The sequence below is a fragment of the Marmoricola sp. URHB0036 genome, from assembly GCF_000426045.1.
In the GTDB taxonomy this organism is placed as follows: Bacteria; Actinomycetota; Actinomycetes; order Propionibacteriales; family Nocardioidaceae; genus Marmoricola.
Genome location: NZ_AUEP01000005.1, coordinates 141,183 through 167,099 on the forward strand (window position 1 = coordinate 141,183; position 25,917 = coordinate 167,099).

Annotated in this window: 24 protein-coding genes; 13 read left to right on the top strand and 11 right to left on the bottom strand. The window is 69.7% G+C overall.

Annotated features, from left to right (window positions below):
- Nucleotides 1-120: 120 nt before the first annotated feature.
- The 5 genes from H976_RS24690 (at nucleotide 121) to H976_RS0105620 (ending at nucleotide 4,946) form a co-directional block, all read left to right on the top strand.
- Nucleotides 121-1,380, top strand: coding sequence for a DegT/DnrJ/EryC1/StrS aminotransferase family protein (locus H976_RS24690; RefSeq protein WP_051276259.1), 1,260 nt, complete (start codon nucleotides 121-123; stop codon nucleotides 1,378-1,380).
- Between the two features lie 70 nt (nucleotides 1,381-1,450).
- The gene (locus H976_RS0105605; RefSeq protein WP_027860750.1) at nucleotides 1,451-2,545 is read left to right on the top strand and encodes a substrate-binding domain-containing protein; all 1,095 of its coding nucleotides are present in this window, start codon (nucleotides 1,451-1,453) and stop codon (nucleotides 2,543-2,545) included.
- A gap of 25 nt (nucleotides 2,546-2,570) precedes the next feature.
- Nucleotides 2,571-3,608, top strand: coding sequence for an ABC transporter permease (locus H976_RS0105610; RefSeq protein WP_027860751.1), 1,038 nt, complete (start codon nucleotides 2,571-2,573; stop codon nucleotides 3,606-3,608).
- Between the two features lie 67 nt (nucleotides 3,609-3,675).
- The gene (locus H976_RS24695; RefSeq protein ID WP_081682695.1) at nucleotides 3,676-4,542 is read left to right on the top strand and encodes an ATP-binding cassette domain-containing protein; all 867 of its coding nucleotides are present in this window, start codon (nucleotides 3,676-3,678) and stop codon (nucleotides 4,540-4,542) included.
- The gene (locus tag H976_RS0105620; protein ID WP_027860752.1) at nucleotides 4,539-4,946 is read left to right on the top strand and encodes a universal stress protein; all 408 of its coding nucleotides are present in this window, start codon (nucleotides 4,539-4,541) and stop codon (nucleotides 4,944-4,946) included. Before H976_RS24695 ends, H976_RS0105620 begins: the two co-directional genes overlap by 4 nt.
- A gap of 4 nt (nucleotides 4,947-4,950) precedes the next feature.
- Here H976_RS0105620 and H976_RS0105625 read toward each other — a convergent pair whose 3' ends face one another.
- From H976_RS0105625 to uvrA, 6 genes are all read right to left on the bottom strand, one after another.
- Nucleotides 4,951-5,388, bottom strand: a complete 438-nt coding sequence (locus H976_RS0105625) for a Rieske (2Fe-2S) protein (RefSeq protein ID WP_231388798.1) — start codon at nucleotides 5,386-5,388, stop codon at nucleotides 4,951-4,953.
- Between the two features lie 102 nt (nucleotides 5,389-5,490).
- Entirely contained in the window at nucleotides 5,491-7,617 is a 2,127-nt protein-coding gene (locus H976_RS0105630; protein WP_027860754.1) for an alpha/beta hydrolase, read from the bottom strand.
- A 48-nt stretch (nucleotides 7,618-7,665) separates the two neighbouring features.
- Nucleotides 7,666-8,439 (bottom strand): DUF2182 domain-containing protein, encoded by a 774-nt coding sequence (locus H976_RS24700; protein ID WP_051276264.1) that lies wholly within the window; start codon nucleotides 8,437-8,439, stop codon nucleotides 7,666-7,668.
- Between the two features lie 14 nt (nucleotides 8,440-8,453).
- Nucleotides 8,454-9,080 carry a DUF1326 domain-containing protein gene (locus H976_RS0105640; RefSeq protein WP_027860755.1) on the bottom strand — a complete coding sequence of 209 codons (627 nt, stop codon included), beginning with the start codon at nucleotides 9,078-9,080 and terminating at the stop codon, nucleotides 8,454-8,456.
- Between the two features lie 97 nt (nucleotides 9,081-9,177).
- Nucleotides 9,178-11,328 carry a LuxR C-terminal-related transcriptional regulator gene (locus tag H976_RS0105645; RefSeq protein WP_027860756.1) on the bottom strand — a complete coding sequence of 717 codons (2,151 nt, stop codon included), beginning with the start codon at nucleotides 11,326-11,328 and terminating at the stop codon, nucleotides 9,178-9,180.
- Nucleotides 11,329-11,353: 25 nt separating this feature from the next.
- Nucleotides 11,354-14,212 carry an excinuclease ABC subunit UvrA gene (gene uvrA / locus H976_RS24705; protein ID WP_036225017.1) on the bottom strand — a complete coding sequence of 953 codons (2,859 nt, stop codon included), beginning with the start codon at nucleotides 14,210-14,212 and terminating at the stop codon, nucleotides 11,354-11,356.
- A gap of 135 nt (nucleotides 14,213-14,347) precedes the next feature.
- Here uvrA and H976_RS24710 point away from each other — a divergent pair, with 135 nt between their 5' ends.
- Both H976_RS24710 and pssA read left to right on the top strand, forming a co-directional pair.
- Nucleotides 14,348-15,055, top strand: coding sequence for a phosphatidylserine decarboxylase (locus tag H976_RS24710; RefSeq protein ID WP_036224846.1), 708 nt, complete (start codon nucleotides 14,348-14,350; stop codon nucleotides 15,053-15,055).
- Nucleotides 15,013-15,936: a CDP-diacylglycerol--serine O-phosphatidyltransferase gene (gene pssA, locus H976_RS24715; RefSeq protein ID WP_196803972.1), complete on the top strand. Its 924-nt coding sequence runs from the start codon at nucleotides 15,013-15,015 to the stop codon at nucleotides 15,934-15,936. The genes H976_RS24710 and pssA overlap by 43 nt, the downstream gene beginning before the upstream one ends.
- Before the next feature lie 13 nt (nucleotides 15,937-15,949).
- On the opposite strand, the gene H976_RS0105665 is transcribed toward pssA, so the two are convergent.
- Nucleotides 15,950-16,510 (bottom strand): hypothetical protein, encoded by a 561-nt coding sequence (locus H976_RS0105665; RefSeq protein WP_027860758.1) that lies wholly within the window; start codon nucleotides 16,508-16,510, stop codon nucleotides 15,950-15,952.
- 71 nt (nucleotides 16,511-16,581) lie between these two features.
- On the opposite strand from H976_RS0105665, the gene H976_RS24720 reads away from it, so the two are divergent.
- Nucleotides 16,582-17,316: a maleylpyruvate isomerase family mycothiol-dependent enzyme gene (locus tag H976_RS24720; protein ID WP_051276266.1), complete on the top strand. Its 735-nt coding sequence runs from the start codon at nucleotides 16,582-16,584 to the stop codon at nucleotides 17,314-17,316.
- A 1-nt stretch (nucleotide 17,317) separates the two neighbouring features.
- Here H976_RS24720 and H976_RS0105675 read toward each other — a convergent pair whose 3' ends face one another.
- Nucleotides 17,318-17,791 (bottom strand): DUF427 domain-containing protein, encoded by a 474-nt coding sequence (locus tag H976_RS0105675; protein WP_196803973.1) that lies wholly within the window; start codon nucleotides 17,789-17,791, stop codon nucleotides 17,318-17,320.
- A gap of 47 nt (nucleotides 17,792-17,838) precedes the next feature.
- On the opposite strand from H976_RS0105675, the gene H976_RS0105680 reads away from it, so the two are divergent.
- On the top strand, nucleotides 17,839-18,534 hold the full coding sequence (locus tag H976_RS0105680) for an MBL fold metallo-hydrolase (RefSeq protein ID WP_036224849.1): 696 nt from the start codon (nucleotides 17,839-17,841) through the stop codon (nucleotides 18,532-18,534).
- A 90-nt stretch (nucleotides 18,535-18,624) separates the two neighbouring features.
- Here H976_RS0105680 and H976_RS0105685 read toward each other — a convergent pair whose 3' ends face one another.
- Genes H976_RS0105685 through H976_RS0105695 form a run of 3 tightly spaced genes read right to left on the bottom strand, consistent with a single transcriptional unit; the run spans nucleotide 18,625 to nucleotide 21,225 of the window.
- Complete coding sequence (locus tag H976_RS0105685) at nucleotides 18,625-19,707, bottom strand: ferredoxin--NADP reductase (RefSeq protein WP_027860761.1); 1,083 nt, start codon at nucleotides 19,705-19,707, stop codon at nucleotides 18,625-18,627.
- A complete protein-coding gene (locus H976_RS0105690; protein WP_027860762.1) occupies nucleotides 19,697-19,999 on the bottom strand; it encodes a hypothetical protein in 303 nt (100 codons plus the stop codon). Before H976_RS0105690 ends, H976_RS0105685 begins: the two co-directional genes overlap by 11 nt.
- Nucleotides 19,999-21,225: a Rieske 2Fe-2S domain-containing protein gene (locus H976_RS0105695; protein ID WP_304412353.1), complete on the bottom strand. Its 1,227-nt coding sequence runs from the start codon at nucleotides 21,223-21,225 to the stop codon at nucleotides 19,999-20,001. The genes H976_RS0105690 and H976_RS0105695 overlap by 1 nt, the downstream gene beginning before the upstream one ends.
- Before the next feature lie 96 nt (nucleotides 21,226-21,321).
- Between H976_RS0105695 and H976_RS0105700 the strand changes: the two genes are divergently transcribed.
- From H976_RS0105700 to H976_RS0105715, 4 genes are read left to right on the top strand one after another with little or no spacing between them, the layout of a single operon-like run.
- Nucleotides 21,322-22,536: an acyl-CoA dehydrogenase family protein gene (locus H976_RS0105700; protein ID WP_027860764.1), complete on the top strand. Its 1,215-nt coding sequence runs from the start codon at nucleotides 21,322-21,324 to the stop codon at nucleotides 22,534-22,536.
- 10 nt (nucleotides 22,537-22,546) lie between these two features.
- Entirely contained in the window at nucleotides 22,547-23,665 is a 1,119-nt protein-coding gene (locus H976_RS0105705; protein WP_027860765.1) for an acyl-CoA dehydrogenase family protein, read from the top strand.
- Nucleotide 23,666: 1 nt separating this feature from the next.
- Nucleotides 23,667-25,226, top strand: a complete 1,560-nt coding sequence (locus tag H976_RS0105710; RefSeq protein WP_027860766.1) for an AMP-binding protein — start codon at nucleotides 23,667-23,669, stop codon at nucleotides 25,224-25,226.
- Between the two features lie 14 nt (nucleotides 25,227-25,240).
- On the top strand, nucleotides 25,241-25,729 hold the full coding sequence (locus tag H976_RS0105715) for an isoprenylcysteine carboxylmethyltransferase family protein (protein ID WP_027860767.1): 489 nt from the start codon (nucleotides 25,241-25,243) through the stop codon (nucleotides 25,727-25,729).
- The last annotated feature ends 188 nt before the right edge of the window (nucleotides 25,730-25,917 follow it).

Sequence of the window (25,917 nt, forward strand, 5' to 3'; positions counted from 1 at the left end):
GGATCACCCCTGCCACACGTGGAATACTCGGCACGAGGTCAGGTCCAGCCCACGGTTGGATCTACTCGGGAGCAGCCCAGACCCCGCTGCGTGCATTGAGCACTGCTGACAGGGGGCTGCGTGATCAACTTTCCACGTCCGGGCGACGAGACGCCGCCGCCGCGTGCACTCCCGTTCCGCCCCCGCACCGGGTGGCACCCGTTGCCCAGCAGCCAGCCGGATCCGCCGCGGATCGCGCCCGTCGATGCCGTGCGCTGGCTGCCCGGCCCGGTGCCGCCGGAGCGGGTGCTGCCGTCGGGCTGGCGGAGCAACGGCCACGAGGTCGCGGCGTTCGAGCGCGAGTTCGCCGCCTACATCGGGTCCGAGGAGGCAGTGGGTGTCTCCTCGGGAGCAGCCGCGGTCGAGCTCTCCTTGCGTGCCCTGCGCCTCGCGCACGGTTCCCGGGTGGCCGTGTCGACGATGGCGCCGTGCTCGGTGGTGCAGGCCGTCCTCCGGGCCGGCCTGAGGCCGGTGCTCCTCGACGTGGCCGCGGACACCGGTCTGTCGACGGTCGAGCAGGCCGGCGAGGCGGCCCGCTTGGGTCCGATGCGCGCCCTCGTGGTGGTGCACTGGGCCGGAGACCAGTCGGAGGTGTCGCCCCTCGCCGAGGCAGCAGGGGTGCCGGCCGGGGCCGTGGTCGAGGACGTGGGACCCGCTGTCGGTGGCTGGCTCGACGGGCAGCGCGTGGGTGCCGCGGGCTCCGCCTGCTTCAGCTTCTACGCCACGGCCAACCTGCCGATCGGCGAAGGCGGCATGATCGCCACCGACGACCCGGGCCGAGCGGCGCTGCTCCGGTACTCGAGGGAGCGCGGCATCTCCCCGGCCGCACGTCGCCACGTCCGGCACGGCCACGTCGGGCCGCACGTGCTCCGCGAGGGAGGCCTGCAGTCCGGCCTCAGCGAGCAGAGCGCCGCCATGGGTCGTGACCACCTGCAGCGCCTCGTCTCGCGCCAGCTCAGACGCCAGCGGCTGGCTCGGCGGTACGACGAACGGCTCGCCGAGATCCCCGATCTCACGCTTCCGCATCGCCCGGTACCCGGCACGGGCGAGCACGCCTGGCAGCAGTACCCGGTGCGCATCGGGCGCTCCCGGACCGAGCGCGACGCCGTCGTCCGGGCGCTGGCCGACGCAGGGGTGGGAACGGTCGATCCGGTGCCTCCCCTGCACCGGATCGCCTTCTGCCGCGACGTGTGCGAGGTCCCGCCGTCCGGATTCCCGGGGGCCGAGGCACTCGTCGACCAGGTCGTGTCCCTGCCCATCTACCCGCGGATCAGCGACACCGTCGTGGAGAGAGTCAGCGACGTCCTGCAGACCACACTCGGGCGGCGGCGTACAGCGTGACCAGTCCGCCGAGGGTTGCGGTGCAGTGGTCCCGGGCACTAGACCTGAACGTGAGCTCGGGGAGGTCCGGATGATCAGGCATCACCGCAACGACGTGTCGCGAGTCGGTCGCGTCCTCAGCGTGGTGGTGGTCGGTTGCCTCGTGGCCCTGCTCTCCAGCTGTGGCGGCAACGGCGACAAGACCGGTGTCTCCCTCATCATCAAGACACAGACCAACCCCTACTTCGTGTCGATGAAGCAGGCCGCGCAGAAGGCCGCCGGCCAGAACGGCACCCACCTGTCGGTCGCCTCCGGACAGGCAGACGGCGACACCCAGTCGCAGATCAACGCCATCGACACCGCGATCGCCCGCGGCGACAAGGGCATCCTGATCACGTCGAACGGTCCCGCGGTCAACGCCGCACTGCGTCAGGCCAAGGCCTACGGGCTGTTCGTGATCGCCCTCGACACTCCGCTCGACCCGGCCAAGACGGCCAACGTGACCTACGCGACCAACAACTTCCAGGCCGGCAAGCTGATCGGTCAGTACGCCGCCTCGCGGCTCGCCGGGAAGCCCGCAGTGATCGCGATGCTGGACCTCTACGACGACCAGGTCGTCTCCGTCGACGTCGACCGCGACCACGGCTTCCTCACCGGCATGGGCATCGACCCGGGCAGCAAGACGCTGAACGCCAAGGAGGCCCGCAAGGGCAAGTACTCCGGCGGCAAGGGCGGCAGCTACACGATCGCCTGCCACCAGGCGACGCAGGGCGCGGTCGACGGCGGTCGCAAGGCGATGGAGCAGTGCCTCTCGCGCAACCCCGACATCAACGTCGTCTACACGATCAACGAGCCGGCCGGCGAGGGTGCCTACGCCGCCCTCAAGGCCGACAACCACCAGGACAAGACGTTCATCGTCTCCATCGACGGCAGCTGCCAGGGCATGTCCGACGTCGAGAGCGGCATCTTCGCCGCCGACGCAACGCAGTACCCGGGCAAGATGGCGCAGCTCGGTGTCGACGCGGTCGCCAAGATCGGCAAGGGCCAGCAGGCGCCCTCACTCCCGCCCGGGGAGGACTACCTCGACACCGGCACCAAGCTGGTCACCGCGAAGCCGCTGCCCGGGATCGAGAGCCAGACGCCTGCCGAGGGCAAGAAGGCGTGCTGGGGCACGGCCGGCGGATGACAGTGGACGAGCAGAGGAGCACATCGTGAGCAACGACGCGTCGCAGACCGCCGAGACACCGGCGTCGGCGGAGGACCTGCTGCCCACTCGGCACACGCCCGCGCAGCGGGTCCAGCACCTGCTGCACGGCAACCCGGCGCTGAGCCCGCTCATCGTGCTGATCGTGGCCGTGATCGTGTTCGGGATCTTCGCCGACAACTTCCTGCGACCCCAGGCCCTCTCCCTGCTCGTGCAGCAGGTCGCCGTCGTCGCCGCACTTGCCGTGGGACAGACGGTGATCATCCTGACGGCCGGCATCGATCTCTCCATCGGCATGGCGATGGTGCTCTCGAGCCTGGTGATGGTGAAGCTGAACAACGACCACGGCGTCCCGGGCCCGATCGCGCTGCTGATCGGCATCGGCGTCGGGCTGCTCACCGGACTGCTCAACGGCGCACTCGTCACCAGGCTGAACTTGCCGCCGTTCATCGTCACCCTGGGCACCTTCTCGATCTTCACCGCCGTCTCCCTGCTGTACGCCGCCGGCCAGACGATCGCCCTCGGTCCCGACGCCTTCCTGGTGTGGACGGGAAAGACCATCAGCATCGGCAGCGTCAGCATCACCTGGGGCGTCATCCTGATGCTGCTGCTGTACGCCGGCGTCGGGTTCGCCTTGCGCAACACCGCCTGGGGGCGACATCTCTACGCCACCGGTGACGACCGTGAGGCCTCCCAGCTCGCCGGTATCGCCACCGACCGGGTGCTGCTCAGTGCCTACGTCGTGGCCGGCTTCACCGTCGGGATCGCCGCCTGGATCGTCTGCGGACGTGTCGGCGGTGCGGACCCCAACGCCGGGCTGAACTACAACCTGCAGAGCATCACCGCCGTCGTGATCGGCGGCACCAGCCTCTTCGGCGGCCGCGGACTCGTCATCGGCAGCCTGATCGGTGCACTGATCGTGCAGGTGTTCAACAGCGGGCTGGCGCTGGCCGGAGTCGACCCGAACTACCAGGTGCTCGCCACCGGCGTCCTGGTGATCCTCGCCGTCTCGGTCGACCAGTGGATCAGGAGGGTCAAGGCATGAACACCCCACGACATCGAGTGCTTCCCCCGCTGCGCTCCTCCAGCCCACGATTCCGAGGGGACTCCGTATGAGCGAGAGCCAGAGCGAGACCGCCACGAACCAGACCGCCACCGACCAGGCCGCCACCGAGAAGCGCAGCGCCCCCGACTACTCCGGTCAGCCGATCCTCGAGGCCGAGGGGATGATCAAGCTGTTCGGCCGGGTCGTCGGCCTGCGCGGCGTCGACCTGCGGCTCTTCCCGGGCGAGGTGCTGGCGGTGATCGGGGACAACGGCGCCGGCAAGTCCACCCTCATCAAGTGCCTGTCGGGGGCGATGATCCCCGACCGCGGAACCCTGAAGGTCGACGGCAAGCAGGTCGCCTTCAAGTCCACAGCCGAGGCGCGCGTGGCCGGGATCGAGACCGTCTACCAGACCCTCGCGGTCGCGCCCGCCCTCGACATCGCCAGCAACCTCTACCTCGCGCGCGAGATCCGACGTCCGGGCTTCGCCGGCTCGGTGCTGCGGATGCTCGACACCAAGGCGATGCGCTCGCACGCCGAGGAGCACATCAAGAGCCTCGGCATCTCCACCCTGCAGAACATCAACCAGTCGGTCGAGACCCTCTCCGGAGGTCAGCGGCAGATCGTCGCCGTGGCCCGCACGGGAGCGTTCGGCAGCAAGGTGGCCATCCTCGACGAGCCGACTGCTGCTCTCGGCGTACGCGAGACGGCGCAGGTGCTGCGCCTCGTCCGCGACCTGCGCGAGCAGGGTCTCGGCGTCATCCTGATCAGCCACAACATGCCCAACGTGTTCGAGACCGCCGACCGCATCCACGTGCAGCGGCTCGGTGGCCGGGCTGCGGTGATCAGTCCGGAGACACACTCGATGCAGGACGCCGTGGCCATCATGACCGGCGCGATGACGGTGCCCGAGGACGAGCAGAGCCTGAGATGAGCCTGCTCGGCACCATCGTCGTGGGCTACCTGCCGACGCCCGAGGGTGTGGCCGCCCTCGAGCACGCCAAGGCGTGGGCCAGGTCCGAGTCGGCCCGCGTCGTGGTCGTCAACACGGGTCGCAACGGCGACTACGCCCACCCCAACTTCGCCACGTCGCAGGACATCGACGCCATCGAGGCCGAGCTCGCCGAGGCCGGGATCGAGCACGAGGTGTACCAGCCCACCGACGGCTCAAGTGCTGCGGAGGCGATCCTCGGGGTCGCCGTGCAGAACGCGGCCGACCTGATCGTGATCGGCGTACGCCGTCGATCACCGGTGGGCAAGGTGATCACCGGGAGCACCGCGCAGCACATCCTGCTCGACGCGCCCTGCCCTGTGCTCAGCGTGAAAGCACCTGCCTGAGGCGTCAGGCGACGCTGATCTCCCCGCCCTTGACGGTCACCTTGAGTGCCTCGAGCGGCTTGGTGGCCGGGCCCTGCACGACGGAGCCGTCGGTGATGGAGAACTTGCTGCCGTGGCAGGTGCAGTCGATGTCCTGGCCCTTGATCTCGGCGACCACGCAGCCCTGGTGGGTGCACACGGCGCTGAACGCCTTGTAGGCCCCCTCGGTCGGCTGGGTCACCACGACCTTGTCGGCCGCGAAGATCTTGCCGCCGCCCACCGGCACCTCGTCGGCCTTGCCGATCGGCCCCGAGGCGGTGGTGCTGGTGCCGCCGCTTCCGCCGTCGCCGCTGCCGGAGCCACACGCGGCGAGCAGGGGTACGCCGACCCCGAGGCCCACCACGCCTCCGACCACGGCACGACGCGACGCACCGACCGACCTTGCACTCACGTTCTCGGCCACGGACCCTCCCGGGATCGCCTGCAGTTGAATCGCCAACCTACGGCGCGACCCTGAGAAATTGCTGTTGTCCATTGGTCGTAGGACTGTGCCCGGACTCCATCGTCAGCGCCGCAGCAGTGAGACGATCCGCTCGGCGGCGACGTCGGCCCCGTCGCGGCGTACGGCCCGATATCTCGGCCGGCGCTGCATCGACCTGAGCATGGCAGTCGCCAGGTCGGGCGGGCTGGTGCTCGCGTAGTCCATGCGGGTTCCGGCCCGGTAGTGGTCGAGGCGGTGGGTGACGAAGTGTTGCTGTTCCCAGTGGTGTGCCAGCGGGAAGTAGAGGAACGGCCGTTGTGCCGCCACCAGCTCCATCGTGGTGGAGAGGCCGCCCTGGACGACGGCGGTGTCAGCGCAGGCGAGGTGCGCGAAACCCTCCTCGAGGTAGGCGTGCTTGGTCAGGCCCTCGACGTCGCTGATGTCACTCGGCGCGATCCGGGGACCGGTGAGCATCACCATCCGGGCCTCTGGAACTTCCTTGCGGAGATGGCCGAACCCCTCGGCAACGAGGTCCAGGAGTGGCCGTCCCACCGCCGTACCGCCGACCGCGGCCGCGAGCAGCGGCACGTCCTGCGGGTAGCCGAGCCGATTCCGCAGGGCGATCGGGTCTCGGTAGTCGCGCGGGTCGAACGGCAGTACGTACGGGACCATCTCGAACCAGTCCTCGGCCCACTCGCGGACACCGGGCAGGCCCGGTCCCATGGAGCTCGTCGGCAGCTCGGCAGCCGAGCCGAGGAAGAGGGAGAGGTCGCGCACGCGGGGATGCCGCGCCCGGTGCTCGATCATCTCCGCGTTGTAGTCGGCGGTGACCTCCACCTCACGAAGGTCGCCCTCCGGGTCGACCGGCAGGAAGCCCACGACGTCGGTGGTGAAGACGTACGGCGCGATCTTGCGCTCGGGGTTCTCGTGCAGGAAGTGGTCGACCTCCCAGGACTCATCCCCCACCCAGAGGTCGTACGGCGTCTCGCGGACGACCTCGTCGAAGAGCAGGTAGTTGGCACAGAAGATCTCGTCCATGTTCCGGAACGCCTGGAAGGCGTGCAGATCGTGGTCGGAGGCCTCGCTCTCCCAGTGCTCGGTCTCCGACGCCATCTCCTGGCTGACCGGATGGATGATCTCGCCGGCGGCCGCGAGAACGTTCGTCACGGGCGGCTGCGCCCACCACTCGATCTGGAGGTCGGGGACCCGCTCCCTCACCGCACGGGCGATCGCAAGGTCGCGCAGCACGTGACCCAGCCCGATCGGCGACGAGACCCAGAGCGCCCTGCGCCTCCGCTCGCGGGCGAACAGCCACGGGGTGGCGCGCGGCGGGGGCGGGATGATCCGGTCCACGAAGTCCTTGATCGCATGGTTGACCACGACCGGGTGTCGTGCGTGCGGGAGGTGGCCGCCACCACCGATCATCAGCAGGTCGCCGCCCGTCACCTCGGCGAGCCGAGTGGCCCGTCCCGACGGGATGACCTCGTCATCGGTGCCGCCGATGGCCAGCACCGGGCAGCGGATCGAGGTGCACAGCTCGGTTCGTTCCTCCATCGACATCTGCATCAGCGAGTTGGAGGAGTCCTCGTCGTGCAGGATCGTCTCGGCATCGGTGTCTAGTCCCCAGCCCACCATGTCGTCGTAGACCTTCGTGGAGAAGGGCTCGGTGACCATCCGCTCCGCGAAGAAGCGGATGTAGCCCTCCCAGTCGCGCTTCCAGTAGGCCCGGTTCTCCTTGGCCCAGCCTTCCTCGGTGTCGAGGACCATCTCGAAGTCGTGGGTCCTGCGTGCCTGACGCACAGGAGGGTCGCTGATGACGCTGGGCGAGATGGCGACCAGGCCCAGCATCCGCTCGGGATGACGCGCGTGCAGCAGCGTCGACCAGATGGTGCCGGTGCACAGCGCCACGAACACCGCAGCGTCGGTGTCGGTCGCGTCCATCACAGCCAGGGTGTCCTCGACGATCCGGTCCGCGTCGTACGCCGCGTCGGTGTCGGGCCGGTCGGTCAGACCGTTGCCCCGCGGGTCGAAGGTGACCACGCGGAAGTGCCGGGCCAGGTAGGGCACCTGCATCTTCCACATCCGCGACTGGGAGATCGCCCAGCTCGGCATCAGCAGGATGGTCGGGCTGCCCTCCCCGTGCACCTCGTAGTAGACGCGCACTCCGTCATTGACGGCGTACCCCGAGCTGTCCGGTTGTCGTGCCCTCATGGTGTTCCCCTCACCTGGATCGATTGTGCTCCCACGTCCACCCGCAGGTCACCCCAGGAAGACAGGTGCGGCGATCAGCACCCCGGAGGCGATGAACCCGAGAGCCACGGGTCGCACCAGCCGGGCGCCCTCGCGGGTGGTCTTCTCGGCGACCATCACGGCGGTCAGGCCAAGCATCCAGAGGAGGCTGCCGACTCCCGTGGCGAACATGAGGAGCATCAGGGCCCAGCAGCAGCCAAGGCAGTTCAGCGCGTGCGCGAACCCGACCCGCCACCCCCCCGCAGCGCCTGTCCGATAGTGCTGACCCACCAGTGAGAGCGGCGAACGGCACGCGCGCAGACAGGCGTCCTTGAGCGGGGTCAGCTGGTAGACCCCGGCCAGGACCAGCGTCGCCGCCAGGATCAGCGGCTCACGGTCACGCAGCCAGGCCGAGTGGTCGACCGTCCAGTGAACCCTGGTGTCGCCCGCCAGCGCGACCAGTGCAAAGCCGATCCAGACGAGCAGGTACGACGCCATGAAGGCTGTCCTGGCCGGACCGGGGTGCTCTTGACGGTTGCTCACCGCCCAGAACATCCGTGCCATCGGCACCGTGCTCGGCAGCATCATCGCGCCGATCATCACCAGCCAGGCCCCCGAGAAAGCGAGCAGCCGCAGGGGCAGCCACAGGTGCGAGTGCTCGATGACAACGTCGTGGTTCGCGATGTTGATGTCGGCAGTGACCAGCAGCCCCGCCATTGCCAGCCAGCAGGCACCCGTCACGAGCCACAGGGCCAGTGCCGGATCGCGCGGCGGTCGTACGGCGACCGGATCGGTGACGCTCATGACCCTCTCGATCCTCAGGCCGAGAAGTGGAAGGCGCCCTGGACGGCGTTCTTCCCGGACTCCGCCATGTCGGCCATGCCGTAGGCGCTGGCGCTGCGCGTGAACGTCGTGGCACGACCCGGGTAGGCCGGGGATCCCGGGATGGTGCTGAACACCGTGTCCTGCAGCGTCGTCGGCTGGCCGGTGGCTCCCGTGAACGGCTCGAGCTCTGCGTTGGCCACGTCCCCGAAGGAGAGCTTGCCGCGGCCGTCGGTCACCGTGCAGGTGATCGGCACCCGCTCGACCGCAGCGACCTCGCCGATCAGGGCAGCGAAGTCGGCGATCGCCCCACCGAGCTGTCCGGTGAACACGGCGAGCAACGCCTCCTGCTGGGCCTCGTCGCACCGCTCGTCGACGTACACGACGGCCTTCCAGTTGCCAGCGAGCACGTTGCCCGGGATGTGCACGGACAGGCCGATGATGCGGTCCCCCACGTCCACCCCCTTGACGGTGCCGCTGTCCACGGCCCACGCGAGGATCGAGTCACAGGTGCCGTTGTCCGGGTCGAGTCCGACCCAGCACGGGCAGATGGCCTCGCAGTTGCACACCTCCAACAGCCTGCCCTCGACGTCGTAGGTCGTCGTCTCCTGCATGATGCTCATTACGGGCTCCCTCATGTCTCCCTGTCGCGGTCTGCGACACCACAGGTCTACGGCGACCGGATGGTCCGCCGGTATTGGGGAAATCCCTGAGTACTTCTCAGCGAGCCGGCGCCTCGAGGCCTGACTGGACGGCGTGGGTAGCCACCTGCGCGCGGTTGTGCACGTCGAGGCGGGCCATGATCTGGGCCAGGTGGACCTCGACCGTCTTGTCGGCGATGCCGAGTCGCCGGGCGATCTGCCGGTTGGTGGCCCCCTCGGCCACCAGGGCCGCCACCTCGCGCTGGCGCGGCGTCAGGGGGCTGGTCGGCACCGCCGTCGACTCCAGCACCGATCGGGCCAGCCTGATCAGTCTCGACGTCGAGAGGCCGGACCGGGTGAGGTCCTCGGCCAGCGAGGTGAGTCCACGCCCGCGGGCGACCTCGGCCAACAGCCGGCAGCAGTGCGCGATCCGTGGCTGGTCGCCGTTGGCGGCGTACACCTCCAGCGCACGCACCAGCAGGTCACCGGCCTCCAGCCACTGGGCACGACGCAGGGCCACCTCGGCCAGCCCGGACCAGCCCCACGCGCACGACCAGTCGTCCCCGTCGCTCTCGAAGACCGACAGTGCGTCGGCGAACAGCGACGCGGCCCCGTCGTCCTTGCCCTCCTCCAGGGCGACCAGGGCCAGGTCGTGGCTGGCCCAGGCGCGGCCGCGCTGGTTGCCCAGCTCGACATACGCCGCCTGAGCGGTCAGATGCTCGCGCCGGGCACGAGGGAGGTCTCCGGCCGAGCGGGCGAGGTGGCCGAGGAAGGCCCGCGCGATGGCACCTCGCCGGACCGAAGGTAGGGCCTCGGCCAGCGCACAGGCCCGCTGGAGCAAGGTGTGGGCTGCCTCCAGGTCGTCGCAGGCCCACGCGATGATGCCGGCGATCAGCACCGCACCCCCCAACGCGTCCTGATCGTGGCTGGACAGGTCACGGTCCAAGGCACGGTCGACGAGGTCGGTGACGACGGCGGCCTCGCCGAGGCCGCCCCGGGTGTACCAGTACCACCCGGCGGCCGCTGCCAGCGGCAACGCGTTGGCCAGGTCGTCGGCGGCCACGCTCGCCGTCAGCGCCGCCCGGAGGTTGGTGAGGTCGTCGTCGCTCCAGTGCACCGCGATCGCCTCGTCGGGGGTGCCCATCCCCGCCTCGGCCGTCTCCGCCAGCGCGGCGTAGTGCGCGCGGAACCGGACCTCGACCGCCGCCGACTCCCCCGTCCGCTCGAGCTCCTCGCGCCCGTAGCGGCGCAAGGTGTCAAGGAGGTCGTAGGCCTCGGTGCCGTCACTGGTCGTGACGCTACGGAGCAGGTTCTTGGCGACGAGTGAGGCCACGGCCTGCACCACGTCGGTGTCCGAGTCGGCGACGACCGCTGCCGCGGCGGCGAGGGTCCATGCGCCGGGAAACACCGCCACCCGCCGGAACACCAGCCGCTCGCCCTCGCCGAGCAGGTCGTGACTCCACGCGATGGCGGCGTGCAGGCTGCGATGACGACCCGACGGGGCGAGCTGGGCGTCCAGGAGACGGTGCCGGTTCTCCAGGCGTACGGCGAGCTCGGCTGGCTCGAACTGCCCGAGCCGGGCGGCGGCCACCTCCAGAGCCAGGGGTAGCCCCTCGAGCCGTCGACAGATGCCCACCAGCGCACGCACGTTGCCGGCGTCGAGGCTGAAGTCGGGGCGGACGGCCCGGATGCTGGCCAGCAACATCTCCATGGCCGGCACCGCGGCCAGCAGCTCCAGGTCCTCCGGCCCGACCCCAGCCGGGCCAGGCATGGCCAGGGGGGGTACGGCGTACTCCCGTTCGGTCGCGACCCGGACGCGCTCCTGCGACGTGGCCAGCACCTTCACCCGTCGCGACCCGTCCAGCACGGCCGTCACCATCGGGCCGAGGTCGGGAACGGCCTCACAGCTGTCCATGACGAGCAGGACGGTCCGGTCCTGCAGGTGTCCGGCCAGCCGGGCGACGGCCGAGCCGGTGGCGCCCCGGCCGATCCCGAACCGGGCACCGATGAGCGCGGCCACGGCCTCTGCGGAGGTGCTGCCGAGCAGGTCGACCTCGACAACGCCGTCCGGGAACCGATCGCTCACCTCATCGGCGAAGGTGGCGGCCAGCCGTGTCTTTCCGACCCCCGGAGGGCCGGTCAGGGTCAGCAGGCGGCACTCGGGGGACAACAGCGCTTGACGGAGTGCCCCGAGCTCCTGGTGACGTCCGAGCAGCGTGGCAGCGCCCACCGCTCCATCCTAGGAGCGAAAGGGGTCAGCCGGAGAGCAGCGGCTTCAGGAACTCGCCGGTGAAGCTCGCCGCGTGAGCCGCGACGTCTTCGGGCGTGCCGGTCGCGACCACCGTCCCGCCCCGGTTGCCACCGGCCGGACCCATGTCGATCACCCAGTCGGCGGTCTTGATGACGTCGAGGTTGTGCTCGATCACCAGCACGGTGTTGCCCTTGTCGACCAGGCTGGACAGCACGCCGAGCAGCTTGCGGATGTCCTCGAAGTGCAGGCCGGTGGTCGGCTCGTCGAGCACGTAGACGGTGCTGCCGGTCGACCGCTTCTGCAGCTCGCTGGCGAGCTTGACGCGCTGGGCCTCGCCTCCGGAGAGGGTGGTGGCGGGCTGACCGAGGCGGACGTAGCCGAGGCCGACCTCGACCAGCGTGGTCAGGTGACGCGAGATGGCCGGGATGGCGGCGAAGAAGTCGACCGCCTCCTCGATCGGCATGTCGAGCACGTCGGCGATCGTCTTGCCCTTGTAGTGCACCTCGAGCGTCTCGCGGTTGTAGCGCGCCCCGTGGCAGACCTCGCACGGGACGTAGACGTCGGGCAGGAAGTTCATCTCGATCTTGATGGTGCCGTCGCCCGAGCACGCCTCGCAGCGCCCGCCCTTGACGTTGAAGGAGAAGCGTCCCTGGAGGTAGCCACGCATCTTGGCCTCGGCGGTCGACGCGAACAGCTTGCGGACGTGGTCGAAGACGCCGGTGTAGGTGGCCGGGTTGGACCGCGGGGTGCGGCCGATCGGCGACTGGTCGACGTGGATGACCTTGTCGACCTGGTCGACCCCGCTGATCTTGGTGTGCCGGCCGGGCACGGTGCGGGCGTTGTAGATCTGCTTGGCCAGCGCGGTGTAGAGGATGTCGTTGACCAGGGTTGACTTGCCGGAGCCGGAGACGCCGGTGACGGCCACGAAGCACCCGAGCGGGAACGAGACGTCGATGTCCTTGAGGTTGTTCTCGCGGGCGCCGTGCACGGTCAGCTCGCGGCCCGGCGACGGCGGGCGGCGTACGTCGGGAACCGGGATCTTCTTGCGACCCGAGAGATAGAGACCGGTCTCGGAGTCGCGGTGCTTGAGCAGCTGCTTGACGGTGCCGGAGTGCACCACCTGGCCGCCGTGCTCACCCGCACCGGGCCCGATGTCGACGACCCAGTCGGCGGTCTTGATGGTGTCCTCGTCGTGCTCGACGACGATCAGGGTGTTGCCGAGGTCCTTGAGTCGCACCAGCGTCTGGATCAGCCGGTGGTTGTCGCGCTGGTGCAGGCCGATGCTCGGCTCGTCGAGGACGTAGAGCACCCCGACCAGACCCGCGCCGATCTGGGTGGCCAGCCGGATGCGCTGGGCCTCCCCGCCTGACAGGGTGGCCGACGGCCGGTCGAGCGAGAGGTAGTCGAGACCGACGTCGAGCAGGAAGCGCAGCCGCTCCTGGATCTCCTTGAGCACGCGCTCGGCGATCTGGCGCTCACGCGTGGACAGCTCGAGCTCGGCGAGGAACTCCGCGGTCTCGTTGATCGGCAGGTGGCACAGGTCGGCGATGTTGATGCCGCCGGCGTCCTTGTCGCCGAGCGTGACCGCCATCGACACCGGCTTGAGGCGACTCCCCTGGCACGCCGGGCACGGCACCTCGCGCATGAAGCCCTCGAAACGCTCCCGGCTGGTGTCGCTCTCGGCCTCGCGGTGACGGCGCTCGATGTAGGGGCGCACACCCTCGAAGTTGGTGTAGTAGGAGCGTTCGCGGCCGTAGCGGTTGGTGTGCCGGACATGGACCTTGGTGGGATGCCCCTCGAGGATCGCCTTGCGGCCCTTGGCCGGCAGGTCCTCCCACGGGGTGTTCAGGTCGAAGCCCAGCTCGTCACCCAGCGCACCCAGCAGGCGGGTGAAGTAGTCGGACACGTGCGCGCCGGACCACGGCCCGATCACGCCCTCGCCGAGGGTGGCCTGCGGGTCGGAGATCACCAGCTCCGGGTCGACCTCCATCCGGGTGCCGAGGCCGTGGCAGGTCGGGCAGGCCCCGAACGGGGAGTTGAAGGAGAACGAGCGCGGCTCGAGGTCGTCGGTCTCGATGTCGTGGTCGTTGGGGCAGGACATCCGCTCGGAGAACTTCATCTCCTTGTGGGGATCCTTGGGGTCCGCATCGACGAGGTCGAAGACCACCAGCCCGGAGGCGAGGTTGAGCGCGGTCTCGACCGAGTCGGTGAGGCGACGCTTGGAGGACGCCTTGGCGGAGAGCCGGTCGACGACCACCTCGATGGTGTGCTTCTTCTGCTTCTCCAGCTTGGGCGGCTCGGCGAGCTGGATCGTCTCGCCGTCGACGCGGGCCCGGCTGAAGCCCTGTGACTGGAGGCTGCGGAAGAGCTCGACGTACTCCCCCTTGCGACCACGGATGACCGGCGCCAGGACCTGGAAGCGCGTGCCCTCGTCGAGCTGGAGCACCCGGTCGACGATCTGTTGCGGGGTCTGGCGCTCGATGGGGGCGCCGCAGACGGGGCAGTGGGGCCGGCCGGCACGGGCATAGAGCAGGCGGAGGTAGTCGTAGACCTCGGTGATGGTGCCGACCGTCGAACGGGGGTTCTTCGAGGTCGACTTCTGGTCGATCGAGACCGCAGGGCTCAGGCCCTCGATGAAGTCGACGTCGGGCTTGTCCATCTGGCCCAGGAACTGGCGGGCGTACGCCGACAACGACTCGACGTAGCGCCGCTGCCCCTCGGCGAAGATCGTGTCGAAGGCCAGGCTCGACTTGCCGGAGCCGGACAGCCCGGTGAACACGATCAGGGAGTCGCGCGGCAGGTCGAGCGAGATGTCCTTGAGATTGTGCTCGCGCGCGCCCCGGATGACGAGCTGATCAGCCACGAAAGAGACCCCTGACCTGTCTGTGAACCTGTTCGAACAAGTGTTCGCTATCCTACCGGATCCGGCAAGGCGCCACGCGGGCGACCACCCGGCCATGAGACCCACCACGCCCGCGCCCATCTAGGCTGTGACCCCATGCTTTCCTTCCCACCATCCAGCAGCGGTGCCGTCGACCGGGCTGCTGCGCCGTTCGTGGCAGCGAGCGCCGTCCCGGCAGTCGTGGCCGCGTTGACCGGACACCGTCGAAGCGCCCTGTCACTGCTCGCCCTGCCCGCCGGGGTGACGGCGTTCTTCCGCGACCCAGACCGTACGCCGGACCACCGACAAGTCCACAGCGACCTCGTCCTGGCACCCGCCGACGGCAAGGTGATGTACGCCGGCCCGGGCCAGGACGGCGTCGCACCGCCGGGTGACTGGCAGCAGGTGAGCATCTTCCTCTCGCTCTTCGACGTGCACATCAACCGGACGCCGTACGGCGGGACCGTGGAGGACGTCAGCTACCGGCCCGGCCGCTGGCACGCCGCCTACCGCTTCGAGAGCGCGACCGAGAACGAGCGCAGCGAGATCACCGTCAGCGACACCGTCGACGGTGAGCTCCGGCTGGTCGTGTTCCGCCAGATCGTCGGCCTGGTCGCCCGCCGGGTCGTGACCCGGGTGCAGAAGGGCGACGTGCTCCGGGCCGGGCAACGCATCGGCCTGATGAAGTTCGGCTCCCGGATGGACGTGTTCGTCCCCTCCCACGTCGAGCTGGCCGCGGCGGTCGGTGACCGCACGGTGGCCGGCGAGACGGTGATCGCGCGGTGGCCGTCGACCGTGGCTGCCCGAGACGCGAGCGCGTCCTGAGCCCGGCGACGGAGAAGCCCAGCCGCCGGCTGCTCGACCGGTGGCGGCTGAAGTCTCCGTCCGGCGCGGCCGTCGTCTCACTGCGCCAGCTCAACACCCGCCAGCGGCTGCGCGTCACCGCGCCGAGCATGTTCACCACCGGCAACATGGCCTGCGGGTTCTCGGCGATCCTGCTGGCCTTCGCCGACAAGTTCACCTGGGCCGCCGCACTGCTCGCCGGGTCGATCGTGCTCGACATCGCCGACGGGGCGGTGGCCCGTCTGGTCGGGGCGACCTCTCCCTTCGGCGTACAGCTCGACTCGCTGGCCGACCTCGTCTCCTTCGGGCTCGCGCCGGCCGTGCTCGTGCACACCTGGGCGCTCCCGGAGAACCCCGTGCTGGCGTGGCTCTCGGCCTTCTTCTGGCTGGCCTGCGCGGCGTTCCGGCTGGCGCGGTTCAACGTCACGGTGGACCCGCTCGAGGACAAGAAGTACTTCGTCGGCCTGCCCAGCCCCGGCGCGACGCTGGTGGTGATCGCCACGATCCTCGCCTTGCGCACCCCGCACCACGGGCCGGGCATGCTCGTCCCGGTCGGCGTGAGCATCGTCCCGGCGCTGCTGATGATCACGACGGTGCGCTTCCGCTCCTTCCGCGGGCTCCTCTCCCCGCGGACCCGCCAGGCGCGGGCCACCACCGCAGTCCTGGCCGTCGCCCTCGTCGTGGGGCTGGCGCTGGACCCGGCCGCGACGGGACTCGTGGTCGCCTGCTCCTACCTGCTGACCGCGCCGCTCGGGGTCGTGACCGCCTCGGCGCGGGCCAGGGTGTTCGGCCCCCAGGCCGTGGCGCCGCCGCGACGCCGGATGCAGTCGGTGTTCCTGCCGATCACGGGCGACGACGAATGAGGCCGGCCCGCGGTCAGGTCATCGCGTTGAAGCTGAGTACGCCGAGGACGGCGCCGACCGCGCCCAGGACGGGGTAGAGCATCCACCACCTGCGCGCCTCGGGCCGGCTCGTCGCGCCTGCACGGGGGGCGATCGCGTTCAGGAGCCCCAACACGATGAGGTAGACGGCCGGCAACGCCATCACCCAGAACACCACGCCGCAGATGATCCAACCGGCCACCGGGCCGCCGGTGGTGGTGATGCCGTACTCCAGGAAGTTCCAGCCCAGCGAGCCGAACAGTCCGGCCCACATCGGGACCAGGAGGTTGGGCGCCGAGAGCGACGCGGCGGCGAAGCTGCCGAGGAAGGCCGCGAGGAGCATCAACGGGATCGCGAGACCGATGAACCCGGCCCCGGACGGACACGGTTGCGCGCTCACGTAGGGGCCGCCGTCGGCACACGAACCACCGACCACCATCACCGCCCGCATGCTGAGGAACGCCCAGGCCAGCGAGAGGCCGAGCACGACCACGCAGCCCACGACGATCCCGGCACGGGCAGCGGACGGGGGCGCGGTCACGTCGCTCAGGCTCACGCAGTGACTTTCGCAGACCCACCGCGCCCGGTGAATGGTCTGCGTGGGCCATCTGCGGTACTCATGGAGCCATGGACACTCCCCGCGCGGCCGTCGACCCGTCCGGTCTCGAGGCGTCGACGATCGCCCTGAACCGCACCGTCGACGGGCTCTCGGCCGAGGAGCTCGCGGAGCCCTCGCTCCTCCCCGGCTGGTCGCGGGCCCACGTCGTCGCCCACCTGGCCCTCAACGGTGTCGCCATGGCCGGGGTCGTGGACGGGGTCGCGCGGGGCCAGACCCCGGCGATGTACGAGTCAGACGAGCAACGCAACGCAGAGATCGAGGAGCTGGCCACGGCCGACCCGACCGACCTGCGCGACCGGCTGCTGGCCGCGACGACCCAGTTCAGCGATGCCATCGCAGCAGTCGACCCGGATCGGTGGGGCGGGGCGTTCACGCGTACGCCGGGTGGCCCGGCCTGGCCGGCCGTGACGATCGTGGCGACCCGGCGTCGTGAGATCGAGATCCATCATGCCGACCTCGGGACGTCGTACACGCAGCACGACTGGCCCGACGACTTCGTCGCGGAGCTGCTCGACACCGTCTGCGTCGACCAGGCGGACGCCGGACCGTTCCAGCTGCGTGCCACCGATCTCGGTCGCCACTGGGCCGTCGGCGGTGACGGCGGACCCACGGTCATGGGGCGTGGCGCCGAGCTCGGCTGGTGGCTCACCGGGCGCGGCCCGGGCGAGGGTCTCTCCTGCGACTCCGGGGCGCTGCCGACCATCGGGCCGTGGCGACGAGCGTCCGGCACCGCGGTCTCCTGAGCTACCAGCCCAGCGTGCCGGGATCGCCCTTGAACGGCCCGACCACGCTGTCGGTCACCCAGCCGCCGTAGAACTCGCCGGGCTGCGGCCGCACGATCTCACCGTCGACGAGGCACCGCTCCACGCGACCCGGCATCACCGCCATCGCGCCCGCGATCGCCTCGAAGCCCGGCGCCGGTTGGCGGTAGGTCCACGCTGCCCTATTGGCCACCGTGTCGCCCGCGACCAGGTCGAACCACGACGCGGCGCCCTTCCACTCACACCAGCTCGAGTCGTCGGCCGCCACGACGACATCCGGGTCGAAGGCGTCCGCCGGGAGGTAGTACGTGGGCGGGTGGCTGGTCTCGAGGACCCGCCAGCCGTGCGTCGTACGCGCGATGACCCGGCCGTCCAGCACGACCTCCAGCCGTGCGGTGGTGGTCTCGAGGCGCGGCGGGCGCGGGTAGTCCCAGACCGACTCCTGTCCATCGGTCACGGGGAGGGGCTGGGGTCGGCGCACCACTCGACCCTAGTCTGGGCCCCATGGCAGCGAGCATCGGCGACAGCGGTCCCTACTCCGGCGAGGTGGCCCCCGGCGGTCCCCCGGACACCCGCGAGCTGGCGGGGCTGATCATCACCAAGCTGGCGGTGGACAAGGAGATGTCCAACAACTGCTACCTGCTGCGGTGCCGCGCCACCGACGAGCAGGTGCTCATCGACGCGGCGGCCGAACCGGAGAACCTGCGACAGCTGATCGGGCCCTCGGGACTGACCAAGGTCATCACCACCCACCAGCACTGGGACCACCATCGCGCGCTCGCTGACATCGTCGGCGCGACCGGAGCCGTCACCGTGGCCGGCCAGCCCGATGCAGCTGCGATCACCGAGCAGACCGGCGTGACCGTCGACGACCAGGTCCAGGACGGCGACACGATCGAGTTCGGCGACGTCGTACTCCAGGTCATCCACCTCGTCGGCCACACTCCCGGCTCCATCGCCCTGCTCTACGACGACCCTGGCGGCACCCCCCACCTCTGGACCGGCGACTGCCTCTTCCCGGGCGGCGTCGGCAACACCTTCGGCGACAAGGACGCGTTCAGGTCCCTCCTCGACGACGTCAGCACCAAGATCTTCGACCGACTGCCCGACGAGACCTGGTTCTACCCCGGCCACGGCAACGACTCGGTCCTCGGCAACGAACGCCCCCACCTCGAGGAGTGGCGCCAGCGCGGCTGGTGAGAGTCGCTTGCGTCATACGAACTGTGGCCTGGAGCGCACCATCCGGATGACGCATCGGGGGGTGGGTCGGCTCGAACGGCTTCGCTGCGCTCAGCCGTTGTACGTGATCTTGAGCTTCTCGCTGGCGGGGAGGGACTGGCAGACCAGGCGGATGCCGTCGGCCAGGTCGTCGGCGTCGAGGACCTCGTTGTGCTTGAGCTTGACCTCACCCTCGAGCACGACGCACGCGCAGGCGCTGCAGTTGCCCTCGCGGCAGGAGAACGGCGCGTCGACGCCCTTCTCCTCGAGGAACTCCAGCAGCACCTTGTCGCCCTGCCAGTCGTCGAAGGAGAACTGCTCGCCGTCGAGCTCGACCTCCACGGCGATCGGTCCGGCGATCGGCTGCTCGTCGTCGTCCTCGTGGTCGTCGGCGTCAGCCAGCGTTTGAGCGGCGGCCTGCATCTCCTCGACGTCGCCGAACGGGTTGCCACCCAGCGACACGAACTTCTCCTGGTGGCGTCGGTCGCGGGGGAAGCCGAGCTCCTTGAGCGAGTCGCTGACGGCCTTCATGTACGGCGCTGGACCGCAGACGAAGGCCGTGTAGCTGGAGAAGTACGACGCGAACGACAACAGCTGCTCCTGCGTCGGGAGTCCCTGCACCGACTCGAGCCAGTGCACGACGACCAGCCGGTCGGCGTACTCCCCCGCCATCTCGGCCAGCTCCCGGGCGAAGATCACCGAGCTCTCGTCGCGGTTGGCGTAGAACAGCACGACTTTGCCGTGCCCCTTCTCCAGCGCCGTCCGGGTGATCGACATGATCGGCGTGATACCGGAGCCGCCGGCGAACAGCAGCAGGTCGGACTCGATGTCGCGCGGCGTGAAGATCCCGCTCGGCGGCAGCACCCGCAGGGTGTCGCCCTCGCGGAGGTTGTCGCAGATCCAGTTCGAGGCGTAGCCGTCGACGGTGCGCTTGACGGTGATCTGGTGCCGGCCCGAGTGCGGCGCCGACGACAGCGAGTAGCAGCGGGCGGCGAGGCCGGTCTGCTCACTGGGTACGGCGACCGTCAGGAACTGTCCCGGGGTGTAGCCGAACTGTTCCTGGAGATCCTCGGGCACCTCGAAGACGATCGAGTGGGCGTCGGCGGTCTCCTCGACGACATCGAGCACCTTCAGCACGAAGGACTCAGTAGCCATCCAGGGCCCCGATCTCGATCTGGCCGTCGGCGACGGCACGTTCGATCGAGGACCGTAGCCGGGAGCAGCCTTGGTAGACGTGGCGGCCCCCCGGCTCGGAGTCCATCCTGCGGAACTCGGCGCAGTGCTCGAGCGCCTCGGCGTTCCACTGGATCGAGGTGTGGTGCTCGCTGTTCTTCTTCACTCCCACCTGGGCAAGACAGTCCAGGCACGCCACGTTGGTGAGGCGCGCCTGGGTGTAGAGACGCTGGTCCTCCAGCGTCTCCTCGCTGGTCGGGGCGAAGGAGACCATCAGACCCCGCCGGCCGCCGTCGGAGCAGGGGCGCCCGCCTCAGCGGACTCGGAGTCCTCGGCCGCCTTCTTCTTCAGGTTCTCGGCGACCTCCTCGTGCCAGTACTCGTTGGCCTTGGTGGTGTCGACCTCGAACTCGAAGCGCTCGGTCATCTCGGGAGTGACGTCGGCCTGGTCGACGTAGAACTGCTCGTACCAGCGACGCAGCTGGTAGACGGGCCCGTCCTCCTCGCAGAGCAAGGGGTTCTGCACCGGCGCCTTGTTCAGCCAGATGTGCACGTCCTGCATGAACCCGTCGCCGAACATCTGGGTGTAGCGCTTGCCGATGTAGTCGGTCGTCTTCTCGTCGGTGCCTTCGGGCTTGAGCACCTTCAGGCCGTACTGCAGGACGAAGGAATTGGGGCCGGTCGGGATGTGGCAGTTGATCAGCACCACGTCGGTGACGAAACCCTTGTAGTCGTTCTTGATCCAGTTGATCATGAACGACGGCCCGAAGTAGGTCGCCTCGGACTTCAGCACGAGGTCCTCGTCGCCGTACCCCTCGCCCGCCATGTCCGGCCGACCGGTCGACTCCATGAACTGGGTGGCCATGTGGCCCTCGAACACGTTGCGGAAGCTGGTCGGGAAGGCGAAGTGGATGTAGAAGAAGTGCGCCATGTCGACGACGTTGTCGATGATCTCCCGGCAGTGCGCCGACGGGACGTCGAGGGTGTTCCAGTTCCAGTCGGTGTACTTCGAGTCGTCCATGATGCCGTCGAGCTCCGGCGGGAGCACGTCGCGGTCGGCCGGGCCGCCCTCGGTGTCGTGCCACACCATCAGCAGGCCGTTGCGCACCTCGGTCTCGTACTTCTGGGTGCGGGCACGCAGCGGGATCCGCCGGGCGTAGGGGATCGCCTTGCACTTGCCGTCGCCGCCCCAGCGCCAGTCGTGGAACGGGCAGGCGATCTCGTCGCCCTTCACCGTGCCCTGGGTCAGGTCGCCGCCCATGTGCCGGCAGTAGCCGTCGAGCACGTTGAGGTCACCGTTGGCGCCCTTCCAGACGACCAGCTTCCCGCCGAACCCCTGGACGGCGTGCGGCAGCCCGTCGTCGAAGAGCGACACGGGGCCGAGGCAGTGCCAGCCGCGCGCGAATCGCTGCGGCGGGGTGCCGCGGTCGATGGAACGTGCTTGGCTGGGCCCAGAGGCGGGTGCTGACGTGGTGCTGGTGCTCATCGGTTCCTCCGTCATGGTGGCCGGAAACAAGAACAGGTTATAGTTTTACGCGGGAGATTGACAGTCCAACGCCCAATCCGAGCCCGACTCGAGTCGCTTTTCAGGAGCCCCATGCACATCGCTCTGACCCCCGAGCAGGACAAGCTGCGCGCCGAGCTCCGCGACTACTTCGAGGCGCTGGTGACTCCGGAGCGACGGGCCGGCCTGGCCGCCTCCACCAACGCCTTCGGTGATGACGCCGCAGGTGGCGGCGACGGCGAGTTCGGGGCCGCCGACGTCTACAAGGAGGTCATCCGCCAGATCGGGCACGACGGCTGGCTCGGCATCGGCTGGCCGGAGGAGTACGGCGGCCAGGACCGCTCGATGATGGACCAGCTGATCTTCACTGACGAGGCGGCCATCGCCGGCGTACCCATCCCCTACCTGACGCTGAACACCGTCGGCCCGACGATCATGCGGTTCGGCACCGACGCGCAGAAGAGCGAGATCCTGCCCAAGATCCTCAAGGGCGAGATGCACTTCTCGATCGGCTACTCCGAGCCGGGCTCCGGCACCGACCTCGCCAGCCTGCAGACGAAGGCGCGGCTCGAGGGCGACGAGTGGGTGATCAACGGGCAGAAGATGTGGACCTCGCTGATCCAGTACGCCGACTACATCTGGCTGGCCTGCCGTACCGACCCCGACCTGCCCCGCCACAAGGGCCTCTCGATGATCCTGGTGCCGGCCGACAGGGACGGGTTCTCCTACACGCCGGTGCACACCATCGCCGGAGTCGGCACGAGTGCGACCTACTACGAGGCCGTCCGGGTGCCGAAGGACAACCTCGTCGGCGAGCTCAACGGCGGCTGGGCGCTGATGACCAACCAGCTCAACCACGAGCGCGTGGCGCTGACGTCCGCGGCCCCCGTCACCCACTCCATCAAGCTGGTCACCGACTGGGCCCAGCAGACGCGCAACCCCGACGGGAGCCGCGTGATCGACTCCGAGTGGGTGCAGGTGCTGCTCGGCCGTGCCCACGCCCGTGCCGACATGCTCAAGCTGCTCAACTGGCAACTGGCCTCCGCGACCAAGGACCTCTCCCCCGCCGACGCGTCCGCGACCAAGGTCTACGGCTCCGAGATGGCCACCGAGGTCTACCGGTCGCTGATGGAGGTCGTCGGGCCCAAGGCACTGGTCAGTGCCGGCTCCAGCGGCACCGTGCTGCGCGGCCGCCTCGAGCGCTTCTACCGGTCCTCGCTGGTGATGACCTTCGGCGGCGGCACCAACGAGATCCAGCGCGACATCATCGGGTACGTCGGCCTCGGGCTCCCGCCCGCCAAGCGATAGAGGGACTGGCATGGACTTCGAGCAGACCCCCGACGGCGTCGAGGCGGGCGAGCTGGCCGGCACCATCCTGGACAAGCACTGCACCCCCGAGCGACTCCGCGAGGTCGAGTCCGGGGCGGTGCGCTTCGACCAGGACCTGTGGCGGCGCTTCGCCGACTCCGGACTGATCGCCCTGACCGTTCCCGAGGAGCACAACGGCAGCGGACTCGGCATCCTCGAGCTGGCCGGCGTGCTGGTCGAGATCGGTCGCCGAGTCGCCCCGCTGCCCCTGGGCGCTCACGCCGTGACGGCGATGGCGCTGGCAGCGTTCGGCAACCAGACGCAGCAGGCCCGCTGGCTGGACGTCGCCGGGATGGGTGAGTTCGTGCTCACCACCGCGCTCTCCGAGGATCGGTTGTTCGCGCCCGCCCATCCGGTGACGCGTGCGGACAACGACGGGTCCAGCTGGCTGATCACCGGCAGCAAGGCGGCGGTCCCCTCGGGTCCGCTGGCCGACCTGTTCATCGTCCCGGCCGAGACTTCCTCCGGCCTCACCGTGTTCCTCGTGCATTGCGACGACCCCGGGGTCGCTGTGGTCCCGCAGCAGCTCAGCGGCCAGGAGGTGGCAGCACGGCTCGAGCTCGACCGTGCGGTCATCCCCCACGACCGCGTGCTCGGCACCATCGGCGAGGGTGCCGCGATCGTCGAGTGGCTCACCGAGCGCCTCACCGTCGCGGTGTGCGCAGAACAGCTCGGAGTGCTCGAGGGTGCGCTGTCGCTCACCTCGGAGTACGCCAAGACACGGGAGCAGTTCGGCCGTCCGATCGGCACCTTCCAGGCCGTCTCGCAGCGGCTGGCCGACGGCTACATCGACGTGCTCGGCACCCGGCTGACGATGTGGCAGGCGGCGTGGCTCTTGAGCGAGTCGCTCCCGGCCACCCAGGAGATCGCGGTCGCCAAGCTGTGGGCCGCCGACGCCGGCCACCGGGTCGCGCACACGACGGTGCACGTCCACGGCGGGGTGGGCATCGACCTCGACGGCGAGGCCCACCGCTACTTCACCGCGGCCAAGCGGCTCGAGTTCGCGCTCGGCGGCACCACCGACCAGGCCCGCCTCATCGGCGCGCTGATGGCCGGCGACCCGTCCTGAGATGAGCACGGTCCGGGACGCGCTGCTGGCGCGCTCGGCGGACGACCGCCCTGCCCTGCTCGCGGGTGACGAGCGTTGGTCGTGGCGCGAGTACGTCGAGCAGTGCGCCCGTCGCGCCCACGTGCTCGACGACCTGCTGGCGGAGGATCGGCCACGACACGTCGGGCTGCTGATGGACAACACCCCCGAGATGGCCTTCCAGCTCGGCGCCGCCGGTCTCGGCGGCCACGCGGCCGTCGGGCTGAATACCACCCGTCGTGGCGAGGCGCTGCTCGCCGACATCCGCAAGGCCGACTGCCAGGTGATCGTGGCCGACCCGCGGCTGCTGCCGCTGCTCGAGGGCATCGACCTGGCCGGCGTACGCCTCGAGCGGAGTGACGACCCGTCGTGGAGCCAACGCGTCGGTGCCGCACCCACGGTGGCCCCGGACGCGACTCCCGAGGCGGCGTCGCTGTTCATGCTGATCTTCACCTCCGGCACGAGCGGCGACCCGAAGGCGGTGCGGATCACCCACGAGAAGGTCACCGTCCCCGGCGCCTATCTCGTCGAGCGCCTCGGGCTCGGTGCCGAGGACGTCTTCTACGCCTCGATGCCGCTGTTCCACTCCAACGCCGTGATGGCCGGCTGGGGTCCGGCCCTGGTGTGCGGCGGCTGCATCGCGCTGGCGGAGCGGTTCTCGGCGAGCGGCTTCCTCTCCGACGTACGCCGCTACGGCGCGACGTACCTGAACTACGTCGGCAAGCCGCTCTCCTACGTCCTGGCCACACCGGCCCGGCCCGACGACGCCGACAATCCGCTGCGGCTGGCGTTCGGCAACGAGGCCGGCGACCGCGACATCGCGGCCTTCTCGGAGCGCTTCGGGTGTCGCGTGGTCGACGGCTTCGGGTCCACCGAGAACGCCGTCGTGGTCTCCCGCATCGAGGGCACGCCCCCCGGCTCGCTCGGCATGCCTCTCGAGGGCGTCGCGGTGCTCGATCCCGAGACCGGCCAGGAGTGCCCGAGGGCGGTCTTCGACGACAACGGTCGGGTGGCCAACCTCGACGAGGCGACGGGTGAGCTGGTCAACACGGCCGGCACCGGGCAGTTCGCCGGCTACTACAACGACGAGGCTGCGACGGCCGAGCGGATGCGCGACGGGATGTACTGGAGCGGCGACCTCGCCTACCGCGACGCGGCCGGCTTCGTGTACTACGCCGGGCGTACGGCCGACTGGCTGCGGGTCGACGGAGAGAACCTCGCCGCCGCCCCGATCGAGCGCATCCTCGTCCGGCACCCGGCGATCGCCGAGGCAGCCGTGTACGCCGTACCCGACCCTGCCTCGGGTGACCGGCTGGTCGTCGCCCTGGTGCTCGTGGACGAGCTGACCCCCGAGGGGCTCGAGGCCTTCCTGTCCGACCAGGCCGACCTGGGTCCTAAGCAGTGGCCGCACCACGTGCGGATCCTGGACGCCCTGCCGCGCACCGCGACCAACAAGGTGCTCAAGCGGGACCTCCGGGCCGAGGGGCTCGGAGGCGGGATCACCTGGCACCGGGCGGAGCGAGGTACGTCGTACTCCGGCTGATCTAGCCTTGCCGGGTGAAACGCGCTGCCGTGTACACGGTGGTCTTCTTCTTCCTGGCACCCGGGACGACGGCCGGTCTCGTGCCCTGGCTGATCACGCAGTGGGAGCGTCCCGACGGTGGGGTCGGCGTGCTCGACGTGCTCGGCACGGGTCTGGTCGTGCTCGGTCTGGCAGCCGTGATGGCGTGCTTCTGGCGCTTCGTGACCGAGGGGCTCGGTACGCCGGCGCCGGTCGCCCCCACGGAGTCACTCGTGGTCGGCGGACTGTACCGCCACGTGCGCAACCCGATGTACCTCGCCGTCGCGTCGATCATCGGCGGTCAGGCGCTGATCTTCCGCAGCACCGGGGTGCTCTGGTGGCTGCTGGTGTTCCTGGTGAGCGTCTGGGCCTTCGTCCGCGGCTACGAAGAGCCCGAGCTCGCGCGGCAGCACGGGGACTCCTACCAGCGCTACCGCGACGCGGTGCCGGGCTGGTGGCCGCGACTGCGGCCCTACCAGGGGTGACGGGCTAGCCGCACCCCGGGGACGACCCCGGGCCGGATGGGCGCGGACGGCGCGCCTGTACGTGCGCTGCCGAGCCTGCGGTGATGACGACGACTCTTGGGCGAATTCTTACCTTATGTCCGTTTTGCCCGTATACTGAGAACACGTCCTGAACCTCATCGCTCGGGCGAGCGAGGAACGGTCGATCG